Raw genomic sequence first — 16,222 nt, forward strand, 5'->3', positions numbered from 1 at the left:
TATGTATCCGAATCTCTGCTTTTCCGGAAGTGTGTACACACTTCCGGAAAAGCAGAGATTCGGATACATAACACACCACCAGTTATGACCTTCCCCCGCACCGATAAGCACCTCAAGAGCCTCATATTCTCCTGCGGGAAAGGATGCTTCCCCATAGTCCTTTTCAGGGAATCTGCAGTCTGTCAGCTTCGCCTCCACTTCATAATCATATCCGTTTTCCCGGATAACTTTCAGCGCGCATTTTTCAATATCACCCAGACTATTTTGTATCATTTCCCGGCTCTTTTCAAGACTTTCTGCTCCTGCAAGGCGTTTCTCCATCATAGTTCCAACGGCATCCCTCACTTTCAGCTTCAGCTGCTGGTCCTCAGCCTCATCGCTGTTTGCCAGCACATGAAACCTAATAACCTTATCTGCAATCCCCTGCTGAATCTGCTGTGCATATATCATCTGGCTGACTGTCAGAGAAAAAATCAGCGCCAGTAAAAATCCTGCAAAAACTTTCAGAACAGATGTATCTGCCCCTGTCCTCCATATCTTCATTTTTTGTCCTCCCTTACTCTGGCAGCGCAGCCCGTATCGCCGGATCCGGCCTCTTTTTCATTTAGGCCGCTGCGCATCTGATATCATTATTACCAGATTCTGGAAGTCTAATCACGTATTTAAAAGTTTTAATCTGACCTCTGCATTTGTGGAAACAATTTTTTCATATGCTTCCGGATTATCCTGATACAATTTATAGAGCTCCCTTTGATATCCGGAAAGTTTTAAAAAGCTGTCTGTAATATCCGTATAGTTCTTTTGAGACTGTTCCTTTACAAACCGGTTCAGCTCCTGCTCCATCTGTGTCTGAGCCAGACTTAAGAGCTCTTCCTGCTCTCCCCCTGACACTACCGTACTCCCGGATACTTTTAAGGTGCCCTTGATAATCAGATCCTGAACGGGAAGCTTTTGCTCCTTTACGCTTTCATTCTCGGCGGCGTAAATATTTCTGTCCGTTTTTATATCTCCTACCGTAATATAAGCGCCGTTTTCCAGTGTCATGGAAACTTTTTTGGCCTGTCCCTGAAGCAGAAACGCCATCCAGGCATCTTTGGCGGAAATACTTCCATGATCGTGCATATTGCTGTAAATCCGATAGGCAGCTACCACCGGCTCGTCTTCTTCCATAGCCAGCTGGGGAATCAGTATCATTTCATTTCTGTTCCGGTACTGGCTGATGAGGCTTTTAATGGTAACTGCCGCCGAAGACTTCAGATCTTCTCTTCCCTGTATCATATCTTCCAGATAAGTTCCCAGAGATTTCCCTACATCCAGCTTGCCGTCAAATATCTTTTCCATATCATCATCCATGGCAACTACATACGTATTCCATGCCATATTTTCATTCTCCATGAAATACCCCAGAAGTTTCTCCATTTTATCTTCCCTCTGCAAGATCTCCGTATCTAAAACCAGCACCTTTAAATGATTAAAATCCAGCGTTTTATCTGTATCCTGGGATACAAATTCCTGGGCCTCAAATAAAGACTGTGCTGTCACCGTTTCAATGGTATCAGCCGTTGCCGCGTCTTTCTGACTGTCATCTGCCGCAAGCTTCGGGCAGGCATAACTGATGTCGTATCCCTGGTCGGCCTGGGATACACCCAAAGCCAGAGGATACATCCGCTGCTCCGGTTCCTTTAGGCTGCAGCCATTTAGCAGACAGAGAATAGCCGCCGCCAGCACCAGAAACAAAATAATCCCAATCCGGCCTTTTCCGGTACTGCGTTTTTTCACTTTTGGCGGACGCAGACTATCTGTCTGCAGTACCCCATAAAAAATAAAGGAATTAAATAACGAAAACAGACTGAAAAACCAGATTGCTACCATCAGCGCATCCTGCCGCTCAAACAGCCCTCCCGGAATCTGAGCCATGGCCATCAAAGAAATAACAGGATATTTTAAAGAAGCCAGAAGATCTGCCTGAAATACCCCCAGTAAAATCAGATATAATCCGATATTTAAAGCCGCAGCCAGACAGATGGTCTGTACCGCTGCGCTCCCGGTCTGCTCCGGCTTGGCACAATAGGGCATAAACAGCACAGCCAGGGCGCTGATCATAAAAAATCCGAAACAGATAACCGTCCCCAGCAGGAAATTCCCCCATCCGGAAAAAAATACCGGAAGCCAGTAATCAGCATTTACGTCCCTTGCTGCCAGTATCAGCATAATAATCAGCGGAACTAAAAGAAACCAGAATAAAATCTCATAAATCCTTGCTCTGCATTCCACGCCCCTGGAAACTCCATATCCACCGGCGATTAGAAGTGTCAGCAGAATAATCCAGATAAATTCTGTGTCCAGCAGCTGATTTTCTATTACTGTAGTCAGAACATACAATAAAAAGCCTCCCAGGGCACAGAATAAAAGTAACAGCAGAAACGCCCGGATTTTTTGAAAAACAGATACAGCAGCCGGCGGGGAATTTTGAACCCTTTGGGCTTCCTGTTTTTCCATCACTTTTTTGATTCTTGCACGGCAGAGTCCTTTAACGAGAACCGCCGCAAGAAATGCGCCTGCAGCCATGGCAAATACTCCATCTGTTCTGCAGATTTTTGCAAGGATTCCCGGCAGCAGCAGACTGCTGATACCGAAAATCTCCAAAAACAGCAGGCGTTTCATCTGACGTATGGATACTTTTCGATTATTCGAAAATAACACTCTATCCTGTTCCATTTATTTTTTACTGCCTCCTTTTTTCCTGAGACGAACACGTTGTGCCGGATTGGCATATATTGGTCTTCTGTTTAATACCCATGCAGGCGGTCGGATCAGGGAATCCCGCTCTCCAAGCATCCCCCTTCCGGAATCTACAAAAGGTGTCATGTACGGGATTCCAAAGCTTTCCAAATGGGACAGATGAATCAAAACAAACAACAATCCCAGAAGGAAACCATAAAAGCCAAAAAACGCACACATAAATATAAATGCAAATTTTAACAGCCGAAATGCCGTTGCAAACTCTTCATTTGGAATAGCAAAAGAGCAAAGCGCCGTAAATGCCACCACAATCACTACCATGGCACTGACAATATTTGCGTCTACCGCAGCCTGTCCGATAATCAGACCTCCTACAATTCCAATGGTATTTCCCATGGCCCCTGGCAGACGCACCCCCGCTTCCCTTAACAGTTCAAAGGACAATTCCATCAACAGCACTTCAATCAATCCGGGAAATGGCACGCCCTGTCTGGCCGCCGCAAAAGACAGCAACAGGGAGGTGGGAAGAATCTGTGTATGAAAATTTGTCACGGCCAGATAAAGCCCCGGCAGTACCATGGATAAAAACGACGCCACATACCTCAGCAGCCGGGTAAAAGATGCAATCTCCCACCGGTTGTAATAATCGTCGCTGGTCTGAATAAATGAATTGTAATCTGTAGGCAGAATCAAAGCCGCCGGAGAATTATCCGTCAGCAGTACAATTCTTCCCTCCATAATCGCCATAGCCGCCCGGTCCGGACGCAGAGTTGTCTGAAATTGTGGAAACGGTGAAATCCAGTTTTCCTCTGTCAGCTGCTCCACACTTCCGCTGTCTAATACCCCGTCGATTTCAAACTGTTCCAGCCGTTCTTCAATGGTTTTTAACAGTCCGGGATCCGCTAAATCCTCTATATAGACAAGGTCCACATTGGTTTTTGACCGGACCCCTACTTTTTTCTCTTTTACTTTCACTTTCGGAGAACGCACCCGTTTCCGAATCAGAGCAGTATTTACTTTTACGGATTCGGCAAAGCCCTCATTGGAACCCCGGATTACTTTTTCAGAATCCGTCTCTGTAACGCCCATTCCCGGATACCCTTTGTCCGGTATTTTTAAAGCTTTATCATATCCGTCCACAAACAAAATCGCATCTCCGGTAAGCATACCGTCTGCGGCCATTTCAATGGTATCCATGGGCGCCGCATCAGAAATGCCCAGACTGTTTCTCTCCACACATAAAAGAACCTGCTGTGAAGGCATCTGGCTTAACCGGTTTAATGTCTCTCCCAGCACCGATTTTTCCAGCATCATATTACCTACAGAGGTTTCAATATACGCTACCATACAGCGGACCTTCATCTCCCGGCCCAAAAGCATTTCCCGCATTTTAATATCGGAACATTCCGAAAACAGGGCCTTATACTGTCTGATATTTTCATCTATGTTCTGGGAAACCGGATGCTGCTGATTTTGGGTTTTTGTATTTTGCTTCGCTTTTTTATTATCTGACATACTTACCACCTGTAATATAAGATTTCCTGTAAAAGGAGTGCGCCTCCCTGCGGAGCGTTATTATGTAACAGGAAGACATTTCCTGTTACATAATAAAAAAGGAATAAGCCAGCGCTTATTCCTTTCATTTCCCATATTTTGTACAGTATTTCTTTTTTTATTCCTGTTCCCGTATCATTTTCTTTACGACTTCTTCCTGATTTTTCAAATGCTGTCTGATAATCTTTACCACCTGCTCCTCATCCCGCAGCTCTAAAGCTTTTACAATTTCATGATGTTCCTGAATCAGCTGAGAATGACGCTGAGTATCTTTCAGATATTCTGTCCGGTAGCGGTACATCTGCTCTCTTAAATTATTCAGAAGCATTGAAAGCTTGGGATTATCCGCGGCTTTATAGATCAGATCATGAAATGTCACATCTGCCTTGGCAAGCTCCACCACATTATCCGCTTTTGTCTTTTCGTCAAACTCAATCATGGCAACTTTCAGTTCCCGAAGCTCACCGTCATTGATTTTATGGCAGGATACTCTTGCCGCCAGCTCCTCTAGTACACAGCGGATCTGAAGAACATCTTCCATATCCTTCTCTGTCATCTTAGCTACCTCCGCTCCTTTGCGCGGAATGGTAATAGCAAGTCCCTCCTGTTCCAGCATCCGGATGGCCTCGCGGATGGGTGTCCGGCTGACTCCCAGCTTTGCCGCCAGCTGAAGCTCCATTAAACGTTCTCCCGGCTTTAACTCTCCTCTGAGAATCGCCGCCCGCAGCGTCTGAAACACCACATCCCTCAGAGGCAGGTATGCGTCCATATTTAATTCAAGATGTTTTGTCATTTCATTCTCTCCTGTCTCTTACAATCCTTACGGTTTTTGTACCTGTTTATTTGAATTACCTTCTGTTATTGTGAATATCAGAAGTATATAAATTCCGGGTAAGCCCCGACTGTTTCAGTGCGTCATATGCCCGTCTGACATCCTTTTCTCCCTGGAAAAGCCCAAAAACAGTTGGACCGCTTCCGCTCATCATGGCATTCAGCGCTCCGTTCTCTATCATCATGGACTTGATTTCATCAATCACCGGATATTTTGGAATCGTAACGGTCTCAAGAATATTTCCCATACCGGAGGCCACATCTTTTAAATTTTTCTTTTTAATGGCTTCTGCAATTTTATCAATATCCGGATGCTTTGTATATTCATTAATACGAAGATTTTCATATACAAACTTCGTGGATACAGAAACCCCGGGCTTTGCAATCAGCACCGGACATTTTGGCATAGGAGGCAGGGGAGACAAAACTTCACCAATTCCTTCTGCAAGGGCAGTTCCCCTCATAATGCAGAATGGCACATCCGCCCCCAGTTTCAGGCCGATTTCCATCAACCTGTCCTGTTTTAACCCCAGCTGAAAAATCCGGTTCATCCCCACCAGCACAGCTGCCGCATCAGAACTTCCCCCCGCCAGTCCGGCAGCCACAGGGATAAACTTCTGCAGAACAATCCGTACGCCTTCTTTTATCTTAAACTCATCCTTCATCAGTTTTGCCGCTCTGTATACAAGATTATCTTCGTTTACCGGAAGATAATACAGATTCGTTTCCACTCTGATGGCCGGGGATTTTGTTTTCTTTATTTCTACCCTGTCGTATAAATGTATGGTCTGCATGATCATCCGTACCTCATGGTACCCGTCTTCCCTTTTTCCGGTTACATCCAGTCCAAGATTAATCTTCGCCAGGGCTTTTAAGCTAATATCATCCATGTTTTCTCTCCACTCTCATATGTAATTCTCCTGCTTTTTCATCACGCCTCTTTTTGTTTCAGCCGCTGAACAAGCGGTTTAAGCACCGCGAAAAACTCATCCATCTCACTATCCGTTCCAATGGTGATGCGCAGATATTCGCTGATTCTCGGGCTGTTGAAATATCTCACATAAATACCGGCTTCTTTCAGGCCTTCAAACAGTTTTTCCGCCGGACAGGTTTCATGTCTGGCAAACACAAAATTGCTCCGGGAATCCGGAAAAGAAAATCCCATTTCTTTTAATTTCTTTTTCGTGCGTTCTCTTGTTGCTATAATCTTTGCCAGTACTTCTTTAAAATATGCCTGATCCAAAAGAGCCGCTCTCCCTGCAGCCAGAGAGGTCTCATTCATGGTATAGGAATTAAAGGAATATTTCACATCGTTCAGATACTTGATCAGCACGGGACTAGCGATGGCATATCCAATCCGCATCCCGGCCATAGACCTGGACTTTGAAAATGTCTGAACTACAATCAGATTTTCAAATCTATTCAAAAGCTTCAGCGCCGACTCCGCACCGAAATCCACATAAGCTTCATCCACAATCACAATCACATCCGGATTGTTCCTTAAAATATCTTCAATATCCGCCAGGGGCAGTTCCACGCCGGTGGGAGCATTGGGATTTGGAAAAATAATTCCGCCATTTGCTCTTCTGTAATCTTCTCTGCGGATGCTAAACTGCTCATCTAAAGGTATTTTTTCATAAGGAATCCGAAGCATGTCCGCCCACACTTCATAAAAAGAATAGGTAATATCGGGAAACAGCACCGGTTTCGTATCATTAAAAAATGTCATAAAACACATAGCAAGTACATCATCAGAGCCAACCCCGGTAAAAACCTGGTCTGTCCCAACTCCGTAAGTCTGTGCAATCGCTTCCACCAGAACCGAACACGCCGGATCCGGATACAGCCGCAGCCGCTTAGCAGAAATCTCCTTTAAGGCTTTTTCCACCCCGGGTGCAGGGGGATATGGGTTTTCATTGGTGTTTAATTTTATAATATGTTCCCCCCGGGGCTGTTCACCCGGTACATAGGGAACTGTTTTTCGAATATTTTTTTCCCAGTTTCTCATTTACTATACTTCTTTCTTACAACTTTCTGCCGCTGTTTGATCACAGATATTTTATCATTTTGTAGATACCAATGCAAACAATATCACTTTTTTTTGTTCTTTTTTTTATACATTACTATTTTTCACTGTATTTACTCTATCTACGATAAACCTTCTCTAAAATTATTCCTATCTGTTCACTATGCTATCTTGAAATTTTTTACAAATATCTATAATTTTTACCTAATTCTTGTATTTTTTTCATAACGTGATATACTGAAAATCAGTGATAAAAACAACTTCATCAAAGGTGATAAACTATGGATTCTTATTTGTATAACATTGTAGAACGCCAGACAGTCTGTGACATGCTGGAATCTTTTTTTGAGTGTATCCATCTGCCGGTACAGCTGATTGATTTTCATGGAAAAATTCTAGAAAGCTATGGCGAAGCATGCGGATACTGTCGAATTATAAAAAAACATACCACGGAAGAAGATTCCTGTGAACGGCTGCATATAAACGCCAGCAAACGTGCCATTGAGCTGGGAGAGACTTATATTTTTTCCTGTCATGCCAACTTAAATCATATTGCATTTCCCCTGGTCAATCAGAATACACTGTTTGGTTCTATTATTGTGGGCCCTTTTTTGATGGACGCCCCGGACTCCACTCTGGTTTTGGGGCTTGATAAACGTTTTCACATGAATACTACTGCACTGCTGGATTTATACGAAGAACTGGATACTATTAAGATTATACCGTCTAATATGGTAACCCATATCAGCCGGCTGCTTTATTTTTTATTTGCAGACCTTATCTCCGAGGGAAAACGGAAGCTGGCAGACAACAAAAACAAATTGGTACAGCAGTCTAAAATTAATGAATCTATTCAAAACCTGAAAAATAACTCCGACCTTCCGCTGACCCCCTATCCTATGGATTTGGAACGGGAACTGATTACAAAGGTTAAAATCGGAAATAAAGAAGAAGCCAAAGCTATTTTAAACGATCTGCTTGGATATGTATTTTTTTCTGAGGGCAACAGTCTGGAATTTGTCAAAACACGCTCTGTGGAGCTGTGCTCCCTGCTTTCTAGAGCCGCCATTGAAGGCGGCGCCACCTCTGACAGCATTTTCAGGATTAATAATCAGTTTCTTATGGCGCAGAGCCAGATCCATACGTTAGACAACCTCTGCTACCGGCTGCAGGAAACAGTAGAAACCTTTACAGAATGTGTATTTAACTATATTCCAAGTAAAAATAATGATATTATTAAAAAGGCCATACAGTATATTTCCCGAAATTTTGCTTCGGATATTACGCTCAAGGATGTGGCAAATCATGTGCACTTAAATCCGGCTTATTTTTCAACGATTTTCAAGCAGTCCACCGGCTCTTCTTTCAAAGAATATCTGAATATGGTGCGGATCGAAGAAAGCAAACGGCTGCTGACAAATACCAATTATTCTGTCATTGATATTTCTATCGCCGCCGGCTTTGAGGATCAGAGCTATTTTTCAAAAGTATTTAAAAAATACACGGGACTGACGCCAAAACAATACCGGTAAACATGAAATTCATAACTGCACCTGACGTTTTAAAAAGGACGCAGACCATCTGCTTTGGATGATCTGTGTCCTTGCTTGTTTACGCTCTCTTAAGTTAAAAGCAACAGCGCATCATCCGGAATATACACCTTCACAAACGCTTCCTCTGCCAGCTCCTTGGCTTTCTGCTTATCTAACAGCACACGAACCTGTCCTTTTCCACCCTCTGCAGGACAAAGTACCAGTTCTGATTCAAACTGCTGCTCTAGCAGATGATCTACCTTTAATACCGCTTCATTTTCTCCTAAAAGTATCTCCATACTCTCTGCAGCGCTGATTTTTATATCATGAGCTCTAGCGCCGATATAAGCGAAGTTTTCCGGTATCTCTCTTTTCGTAACAAAAACCATATTCCAGTCATGGGCCCTTACTTTATGTTCAGAAATACGGGATGCCGCGGAAATATTTCTGCAGCCGGAAATCCGGGCCGCCGCCGCTGTTTTTGGATTTCTGAAAAATTCTTTTTTCTCCTGAATGGTTTCAATATGACCCTGATTTATCACACAGACCCTGTCACACAAATGGTAAACTTCATCTCTGCTGTGGGAAACAAACAGCACTGTCTTATTTACCTTTTCCAGAATCTCCAAAAGCTCTTCTTCCATCTGCCACTTCAGATAGCTGTCCAAGGCAGATAAAGGCTCATCCAGCAGCAAAATATCTGGCTCTGCAGCCATCATCCGGGCCAGAGCAACCCGCTGCTTCTGACCGCCGGAAAGCTGTGTGGGCAGATGTTTTTCAAGCCCCTGCAGCTGAAATTTCTCCACAAAGCTGTCCACCACCTGGCAGGAAGGCTTCTTTCCCATTCCGGACATAATATTTTGTTCTACTGTAAGATTGGGAAACAAAGCGTAATCCTGAAACATATAACCTACCTTACGCTTTTGCGGACGCAGATTAATTCTGGCCCCAGAGTCGAACACTACCCGGTCATTGATCACAATCCTGCCTTCATCCGGGGTCTCAATTCCGGCTATACATTTTAATGTCATGCTTTTTCCGCAGCCGGAGGCTCCCAGCAGTGCAAAAACTTCCTGCTCTGCACAAAAATCAACTTTCAGATGAAAATTACCTATTTTTTTTTGGATATTTACTTCTATGGACATATCTTTCTCCTACCAGCGCTGTATATTCTTCATATTCTTTCCTGCCACCAGATTCATTGCGACAATTACCCCAAAAGCAATCAGCATAATAATTATAACCCACACACCTGCGGTTACATAATCACCGTCCTGGATAACCATAGCAATTTTCTGGGAAATTGTAGAGGTCTTTCCGGGAATATTTCCTGCCAGCATGGAGGTTGCTCCGTATTCTCCCAGAGCTCTGGCAAAAGTAAGAATTGTTCCTGAAATAATTCCGGGTCCTGCATTGGGCACAACAATTCTCCAAAAAATCCGCGTCTCAGGCATTCCAAGGGTACGTCCGGCATAAATAAGATTCATATCCAGCTGCTCAAAAGCTGCTCTTGCGTTCCGGTACATCAGCGGAAATGCAATCACAGTGGCAGCCAGTATACAGCCGCCCCAGGTCTGCACCACGCTGAGTCCGAAATGATCAAATAAAAACATCCCGAAAGGACGTCTTCTGCTAAACAGCAGCAACAAAAAAAAGCCGGCCACCGTAGGCGGCAGAACCATCGGAAGTGTCAGTATGCCGTCTGCAACGGCTTTTACCCTGGGACCTGCGTGAACTACACGATTAGCGGCAAAAATCCCCAGGAAAAACGATATCACCGTGGCAACTGCTCCTGTTTTTAATGAAATCATCAGCGGACTCCAGTCCAGTGACTGAATAATCTCTCCCATAACATTCATCCTTTCTCAATCTGTGGTAACTGACAGAAGCGCCAAAACAAAGCTGTTTGGCGCTCCTGATTAATTATTTAAACCGGCGGGATTGTTATGATACCGGCTTCACAAAAACGTTACCTCTTAGTTTGGTACGTCTGTATCAAAATAATATTTCTGGAAAATCTCTTTTGCTGCATCTGATGTTAAGAAATTAATAAAATCAAGTGCTGCTTTTTTCTCTAATTCATCTGCCTGGTCATTGTTTACCTGAGCAACCGGGTAAATGATGTCGCCAGTTAAATCATAAGGTACAACCTGTAAAATGTCCAGTTTATCTTCCAGACCGTATGTATCTGATTTGTAAACAGTTCCAACTTCGTTAGAGCCTTCCGCTACTGCAGAAGTTACGGCAGTTACATTGGCACATTCATTGATTTCAATTCCGCCCAGAGCATCGGATACTTCTTTTGTAGTAATTTTAGATACATCCTCTGCTTCCGGAAGCATTTTGGAATTAACCATTGCCTGACGTGTGTATTTTCCTGCCGGAACACTGCCGTCAGCAAGTGCAAAGCTGGCTGCGTCTTTGATGTTCTCAAGACCGGTTACCTTTGTATCGCTTCCTTTATGTGTAACTACACAAAGCTGGTTGTTTACAACATTGTATCTGGTTCCGTCAACAACCATCTTGTCATCGTTCTGAAGTGTATCCATCTGTTTTTGTGCTGCTGAGAAAAAGATATCACAGTTTCCGCCTTCTTCAATCTGAGTCAGAAGTGTTCCTGAACTATCATAATTTCCAACAATCTTAACATTTGGCTGTGTTTCATTATATTTCTGAATCAGCTCTTCCATAACGGTATTCAGACTTGCTGCTGCAAAAAGGTTTACTGTTGTCTCGCCCAGCTGATCTCCTTCTGCTCCTGCTGATGCCTGGTCCTCTTTTGTTGTGGAAGTTCCCTGATCTTTATCTGCGTCTTTATTGCCGCATCCAGCTAAAAAGGATGCTCCAAGTACACAGGTTAATAATACTGCTGCAATTCTTCTTTTCATCTTTTTTCCTCCAAAATACTTGTGTTTTGTTATGCCCCTTAGAAAAGGTATATTCATATTGTACAGTTTTTTAACTTTTTGTCAACAAAGCAACTTCGTTTTTCTTCTGTTTTATGATGTTTATTTTCCCTTTATTAATCCATATTCTGCATAACTCGCCAGACTGCTGCCGCTTTAGCTCCTGCTTTATAACAAATGTGCCCTGGCATATTTCCGTGCCGGGCAAGTTGTCTGCGGCACTTTGAAGCTTTGCGCAAGTGTACTTTCCCCAAACGTACAGATGCCTCCGCAAGGCCGCTTTCGCAGCTTTGCCGGAGGCATCCAAAGCAGTTATTCTATTTGTAATTACAACAGCCGTTTCCCTATATTTGTAACATTGTATCCGTCAATAGATTCCGCTTCTTTTCGGAAGCGCTCTGACTGAATGACTTCTACAATTTTCTGATAAGGCTCCCGCTCCAGATCTGAGGTACGGATTACCATATCATAGCTTTCCTCTTTCAGCGGGATAAACTCGATTCCTTCTACCTGCTTGCTTGTTTTTTCATTGCCGATAGACACATCCCCACTGCCTCTTTGCACCATAGAAGCTGCTATGAGGTGAGACTCAGCAATATTTTTATATCCTTTAATACTGCTGGTGGGTATCCCGCCCAGTTTACACATTTCATCAATAAACACCCGGATCCCGCTGCCCTTTTCACGATTAACAAGCACTACATCATCCCGCATAAGGTCTTCAAACTTTGTAATATTTTTCGGATTTCCTTTTTTTACGTACAGCCCCTGCCACCGTTTGATGAGATGAAACACTGCCAGCTGCTCTCCTGGAAGCATACGCTCTACATAAGGAAGATTGTACGTATTACTTTTTCCGTCCCAGAGATGACAGGTTGCAATGTGATCCTCATGCTGATACATTTCATATAATCCATTGTAGCTGCCTAAAGGAGACCGGTAAGCGCGGTAATTTTTAATTTTCATTTCATTAAACATGGCGCACAGCGCATCCAGCATAATGTCCTGTCCGCAAATTACAATATTACAGTTTTCCTCATCCTGTTTAATAATTCCCAGATACTGATACACATCCTTCTGGGCAATACGGAACTGTTTTCCCATTTTAGTAGCTTTTAAATCCCCTCTTTTAATCATTTCATAAACTGTATTTTTTTTCACCTGAAGCATCTCAGCTACTTCTACCGGTGTCAACAAACGCTCGTCCATATTTTCCCCTCTCATCTGCTTTCTATCTATTAGCTGTTATTCTCAGCTGCTTCCCCGTCGCTTTGGGTCTTATCCGTTGTTTTCTCTTCTTCCGTTTTCTTTTCTTCTTTCTTCTCATCCTTCTTATTTTCTGTTTTCTTCTTACTATTTCCGGAAGATTTTTTCACCTGCTCGGTACCCGGAAGATTGTATACCAGTACAGGATCCCCTGTCTTTAACTGTGCAAAAATCTTCTGGGCAGCACTGTATGGAAGATTAATACAGCCGTGGGAGCCGCCTGTTTTGTATATAGTACCTCCAAAAGTACTCCGCCATGTGGCGTCATGAAGTCCTACCCCGCCGTTAAAGGGCATCCAGAACGACACCGGAGAAGCATACCCAGGCCCCCTGAGCACCGCACCTTTTTGTGTATAGGTAACGGCATAGCTTCCGGTGGGTGTTGTATAGCCTTTTGCTACATTTCCGGAAACAAAATCTGTATCCACAACTTTTACTCCGTTCTTATAAAAATATAAGTGCTGGGCTGTCAGATTGATTTCCACATACGTATTTCCATAATCCGCGCCTTTATGGCTTTTTCCTTTTCTTGCATAAACCGGTTCCCTTGTGACTGATTTATGAGCCAGGACATTTTCTTTCAAGGTCTCTATTTCCTTTTCCTGATTCAGCTTCCAGCCGTAATTTCCGGCAGGTACCGTAACCGTTTTTCCCCAGGATGTTTTTAATGTATGTCCCTGATCTACCGTATTATATTTTCCGGCAAAGGCTGATACATATTCTTTTAATGCATCCTCGTTGAAAACCACTTTCATTTTATCATCTGTTTTCAGCCATTTGCTCATTTCTTTTTTACTGACAGTTACAGTCCCCGCATCCAGCATATCATAATTAATTTCTGTCTGCATCAGCTGATTCAGCTTTTCACATGCATCTGTCACTTCCTCTGACTTTTCTGTGTATGCCGGGTCCTGATAGCAGCCGGCCTCCTCTAAATCCAGTTCTTTTTGAAGTTCCATAACAGAAGCTGTAACCTTCTCTTTTAAGATCTCTTCCTGAATGGTAGTCCCGAAAACCGCCGGTTTGATCTCATATGCTTCCTGATCAGAAAAAACGACCTTTGCATTTTCCGGTTTCTGCATCTTTTCCTTATCCATACAGGACAGCCGGCTGATTGTCTGGGCAAATGCATTTTCATTATACTCAAGAGCTGTCCCAGGATTATACTTATGATCTTTTCCTATCTGAAACAGCCAGCCAAAGCTGCCCTGTTCCTTCAAAAGCTTTTCATAGGTGTCGTCAAATACCGCTTTCAGTTCAAAGTCACTGCCCTTTATTGTTTCTATTTTATCCGCCCGCTTTTTTAAGGTAAGCTCATATCCCTCTACCTCATCCCTGATAGTCTGCTGTACCTCTTCCACTGTTTTGCCAAAACAGGACGCTCCGTTAATAAAAGTATTCGGCAGAAAATGTTTCATAAAATAAATTGCAACAATGAAATAGACAACCACAAGCACCAGAACAATCCCTGCCATCAAAAACAAAGTTTTCTGCTTCTTTGTTTTTTCTTTCCAGTTTTTCATAACCCGCTCCTTTGTCTTTTGTATCTGTTCTCTCAAAGTCCGGAAAACACTTAATATTTATTATATAATTTATGAATTTTCTTTGTCAACCTGCAACTTCCTCTTGCAATTATCTGCAAATGTGTTACAATCACTCTTGACCCATATTTTATCGGGGTGTGGCTTAGTCTGGTAAAGCGCTCGTCTGGGGGGCGAGAGATCGCAAGTTCAAATCTTGTCACTCCGATTTTATTTTTTTAGAGGTGATTTCATGAAAAAGTTATTTTTGAAATACAAGCATGGGTTGTGGCTGCTGTATGTCTTTTTTTATTTTCCCTGTTTTTCCTATCTGGAAAAAACAGTAACCACACAGTTTCATGAGATCCACATGTCTGTTGATGATCTGATTCCTTTCTGTGAATATTTTATTATCCCTTATTATCTCTGGTTTTTATTTGTAATTATTGCTGTTATATATTTCTTTTTCAGAGATGCATCAGAATTTAACCGCTTCTGCATTTTTCTTGGAGTAGGTATGACATTGTTTCTTTTTATATCGGCCATTTATCCAAACGGCCATTATTTAAGACCTGAGAACTTCCCCAGGGACAATGTCTTTACAGATCTGGTCCGGCTGTTGTACGAAAGCGATACGCCTACCAATTTATTTCCAAGTATTCATGTATATAATTCCGTTGCCGTAATGCTGGCTGTTCTTTACAGCAGATATTTAAAAAAACGGCCGGTTATCCGCTGGGGCTCTGTAGTCCTCACAATACTGATTATTTTATCTACCTTGTTTTTAAAACAGCATTCTCTTTTTGATGTTCTCACGGCATTTCTGCTGGCATTTGTCATGTGGGGGCTCATCTATAGTCCATGTGCAGTAAAGCTGGCCGGGAAAAAGCCGGTGGGTGATAACAAGGCACAGCAGATATAAATTTAAAGCCCAAAAATAAAGAGTACAAATCTCCTGTAAAAAGGACCTTCGTACTCTTTTTTTTATAAATCCTGAATTTTTTTCACTGCTTCGCCCAGATAGATATTATCTGCTTTATAGAAAATCCCCTGATCTGCCAGCTCTGCGTATGACGGATCCAGCGGCATTTTTCCAAGTACCGGCATAGCCAGCTCTGACGCTATCTCATCAATTTTACTTTCACCAAACAGTTTGATCTCTTTTCCACAGTCCGGACATTTCAGATAACTGTAATTTTCCACTACACCAAGTACAGGAATCTTCATCATCTGCGCCATATTATAGGCTTTTTTGACAATCATCTGTACCAGATCCTGAGGAGAAGTTACAATGACAATCCCGTCTACCGGAAGTGACTGAAACACAGTCAGCGGAACATCTCCGGTTCCCGGAGGCATGTCCACAAATAAATAGTCCAGATCTCCCCAGAAAACATCGCTCCAAAACTGTTTTACAACTCCTGCAAGCACCGGACCTCTCCAGATTACAGGTGCTTCCTCATCTTCCATCAACAGATTGATAGACATAATTTTTGTTCCATCCTCCGCTTCAATGGGAAGAATCCCCTGATCGGTTCCCTGTGCCGGTCCATGGATTCCAAACATCTTCGGTATAGAGGGGCCTGTAATATCAGCATCCATAATACCTACCTGGTATCCCTGTTTTCTCATCATTGCAGCCAGTGAACCGGTTACAAAAGATTTTCCAACACCACCTTTTCCACTGACAACCCCGATTACTTTTTTCACAGATGAATATTGATTCAGCTGTTCTAATAGACTTTCCGGCTGACCGGAACATCCTTCACAGCTTTCAGATGTGCATCCGCTGCAGCTGTTTTCTGCCATATCTTTTTCCTCCTTTTGCAAATTCCATCTGCTGTT

At 43.0% G+C, this 16,222-nt stretch carries 14 protein-coding genes and 1 tRNA gene; 3 read left to right on the forward strand and 12 right to left on the reverse strand.

The annotated features are described in order from the left end of the window. From spoIIR to hisC, 6 genes are all read right to left on the reverse strand, one after another. Positions 1-543, reverse strand: a 543-nt coding sequence (gene spoIIR, locus OCV88_RS12320; protein ID WP_158425879.1) for a stage II sporulation protein R, incomplete at its 3' end; no start/stop codon positions are given. Between the two features lie 111 nt (positions 544-654). Beyond that, positions 655-2,718 (reverse strand): GerAB/ArcD/ProY family transporter, encoded by a 2,064-nt coding sequence (locus tag OCV88_RS12325; protein WP_158425747.1) that lies wholly within the window; start codon positions 2,716-2,718, stop codon positions 655-657. Then, on the reverse strand, positions 2,719-4,257 hold the full coding sequence (locus OCV88_RS12330; RefSeq protein ID WP_158425748.1) for a spore germination protein: 1,539 nt from the start codon (positions 4,255-4,257) through the stop codon (positions 2,719-2,721). A gap of 157 nt (positions 4,258-4,414) precedes the next feature. Further along, a complete protein-coding gene (locus OCV88_RS12335; protein ID WP_158425749.1) occupies positions 4,415-5,089 on the reverse strand; it encodes a GntR family transcriptional regulator in 675 nt (224 codons plus the stop codon). A 55-nt stretch (positions 5,090-5,144) separates the two neighbouring features. Next, the gene (gene ispE, locus OCV88_RS12340) at positions 5,145-6,017 is read right to left on the reverse strand and encodes a 4-(cytidine 5'-diphospho)-2-C-methyl-D-erythritol kinase (protein WP_158425750.1); all 873 of its coding nucleotides are present in this window, start codon (positions 6,015-6,017) and stop codon (positions 5,145-5,147) included. 41 nt (positions 6,018-6,058) lie between these two features. After that, entirely contained in the window at positions 6,059-7,135 is a 1,077-nt protein-coding gene (hisC, locus tag OCV88_RS12345; RefSeq protein WP_158425751.1) for a histidinol-phosphate transaminase, read from the reverse strand. A 299-nt stretch (positions 7,136-7,434) separates the two neighbouring features. Between hisC and OCV88_RS12350 the strand changes: the two genes are divergently transcribed. Then, positions 7,435-8,685, forward strand: coding sequence for a PocR ligand-binding domain-containing protein (locus OCV88_RS12350; protein ID WP_158425752.1), 1,251 nt, complete (start codon positions 7,435-7,437; stop codon positions 8,683-8,685). A gap of 89 nt (positions 8,686-8,774) precedes the next feature. On the opposite strand, the gene OCV88_RS12355 is transcribed toward OCV88_RS12350, so the two are convergent. The 5 genes from OCV88_RS12355 to OCV88_RS12375 all read right to left on the reverse strand — a co-directional run bounded on the left by OCV88_RS12355 (position 8,775) and on the right by OCV88_RS12375 (position 14,380). Beyond that, the gene (locus OCV88_RS12355; RefSeq protein WP_158425753.1) at positions 8,775-9,830 is read right to left on the reverse strand and encodes a sulfate/molybdate ABC transporter ATP-binding protein; all 1,056 of its coding nucleotides are present in this window, start codon (positions 9,828-9,830) and stop codon (positions 8,775-8,777) included. 9 nt (positions 9,831-9,839) lie between these two features. After that, the gene (modB, locus tag OCV88_RS12360; RefSeq protein ID WP_158425754.1) at positions 9,840-10,544 is read right to left on the reverse strand and encodes a molybdate ABC transporter permease subunit; all 705 of its coding nucleotides are present in this window, start codon (positions 10,542-10,544) and stop codon (positions 9,840-9,842) included. 117 nt (positions 10,545-10,661) lie between these two features. After that, positions 10,662-11,573, reverse strand: coding sequence for a molybdate ABC transporter substrate-binding protein (gene modA / locus OCV88_RS12365; protein ID WP_158425755.1), 912 nt, complete (start codon positions 11,571-11,573; stop codon positions 10,662-10,664). A 345-nt stretch (positions 11,574-11,918) separates the two neighbouring features. Continuing rightward, positions 11,919-12,800 (reverse strand): substrate-binding domain-containing protein, encoded by an 882-nt coding sequence (locus OCV88_RS12370; protein ID WP_158425756.1) that lies wholly within the window; start codon positions 12,798-12,800, stop codon positions 11,919-11,921. Positions 12,801-12,829: 29 nt separating this feature from the next. Next, on the reverse strand, positions 12,830-14,380 hold the full coding sequence (locus tag OCV88_RS12375) for a L,D-transpeptidase family protein (protein WP_158425757.1): 1,551 nt from the start codon (positions 14,378-14,380) through the stop codon (positions 12,830-12,832). 152 nt (positions 14,381-14,532) lie between these two features. Between OCV88_RS12375 and OCV88_RS12380 the strand changes: the two genes are divergently transcribed. Both OCV88_RS12380 and OCV88_RS12385 read left to right on the forward strand, forming a co-directional pair. Beyond that, positions 14,533-14,606, forward strand: a tRNA-Pro gene (locus tag OCV88_RS12380). 24 nt (positions 14,607-14,630) lie between these two features. Next, a complete protein-coding gene (locus OCV88_RS12385; protein ID WP_158425758.1) occupies positions 14,631-15,299 on the forward strand; it encodes a phosphatase PAP2 family protein in 669 nt (222 codons plus the stop codon). Positions 15,300-15,361: 62 nt separating this feature from the next. Here the strand turns inward: OCV88_RS12385 and OCV88_RS12390 are convergent, their stop codons facing one another. Next, positions 15,362-16,186: an Mrp/NBP35 family ATP-binding protein gene (locus tag OCV88_RS12390; protein ID WP_158425759.1), complete on the reverse strand. Its 825-nt coding sequence runs from the start codon at positions 16,184-16,186 to the stop codon at positions 15,362-15,364. Positions 16,187-16,222: the final 36 nt, after the last annotated feature.

The sequence above is a fragment of the Brotonthovivens ammoniilytica genome (assembly GCF_025566885.1).
In the GTDB taxonomy this organism is placed as follows: Bacteria; Bacillota; Clostridia; order Lachnospirales; family Lachnospiraceae; genus Brotonthovivens; species Brotonthovivens ammoniilytica.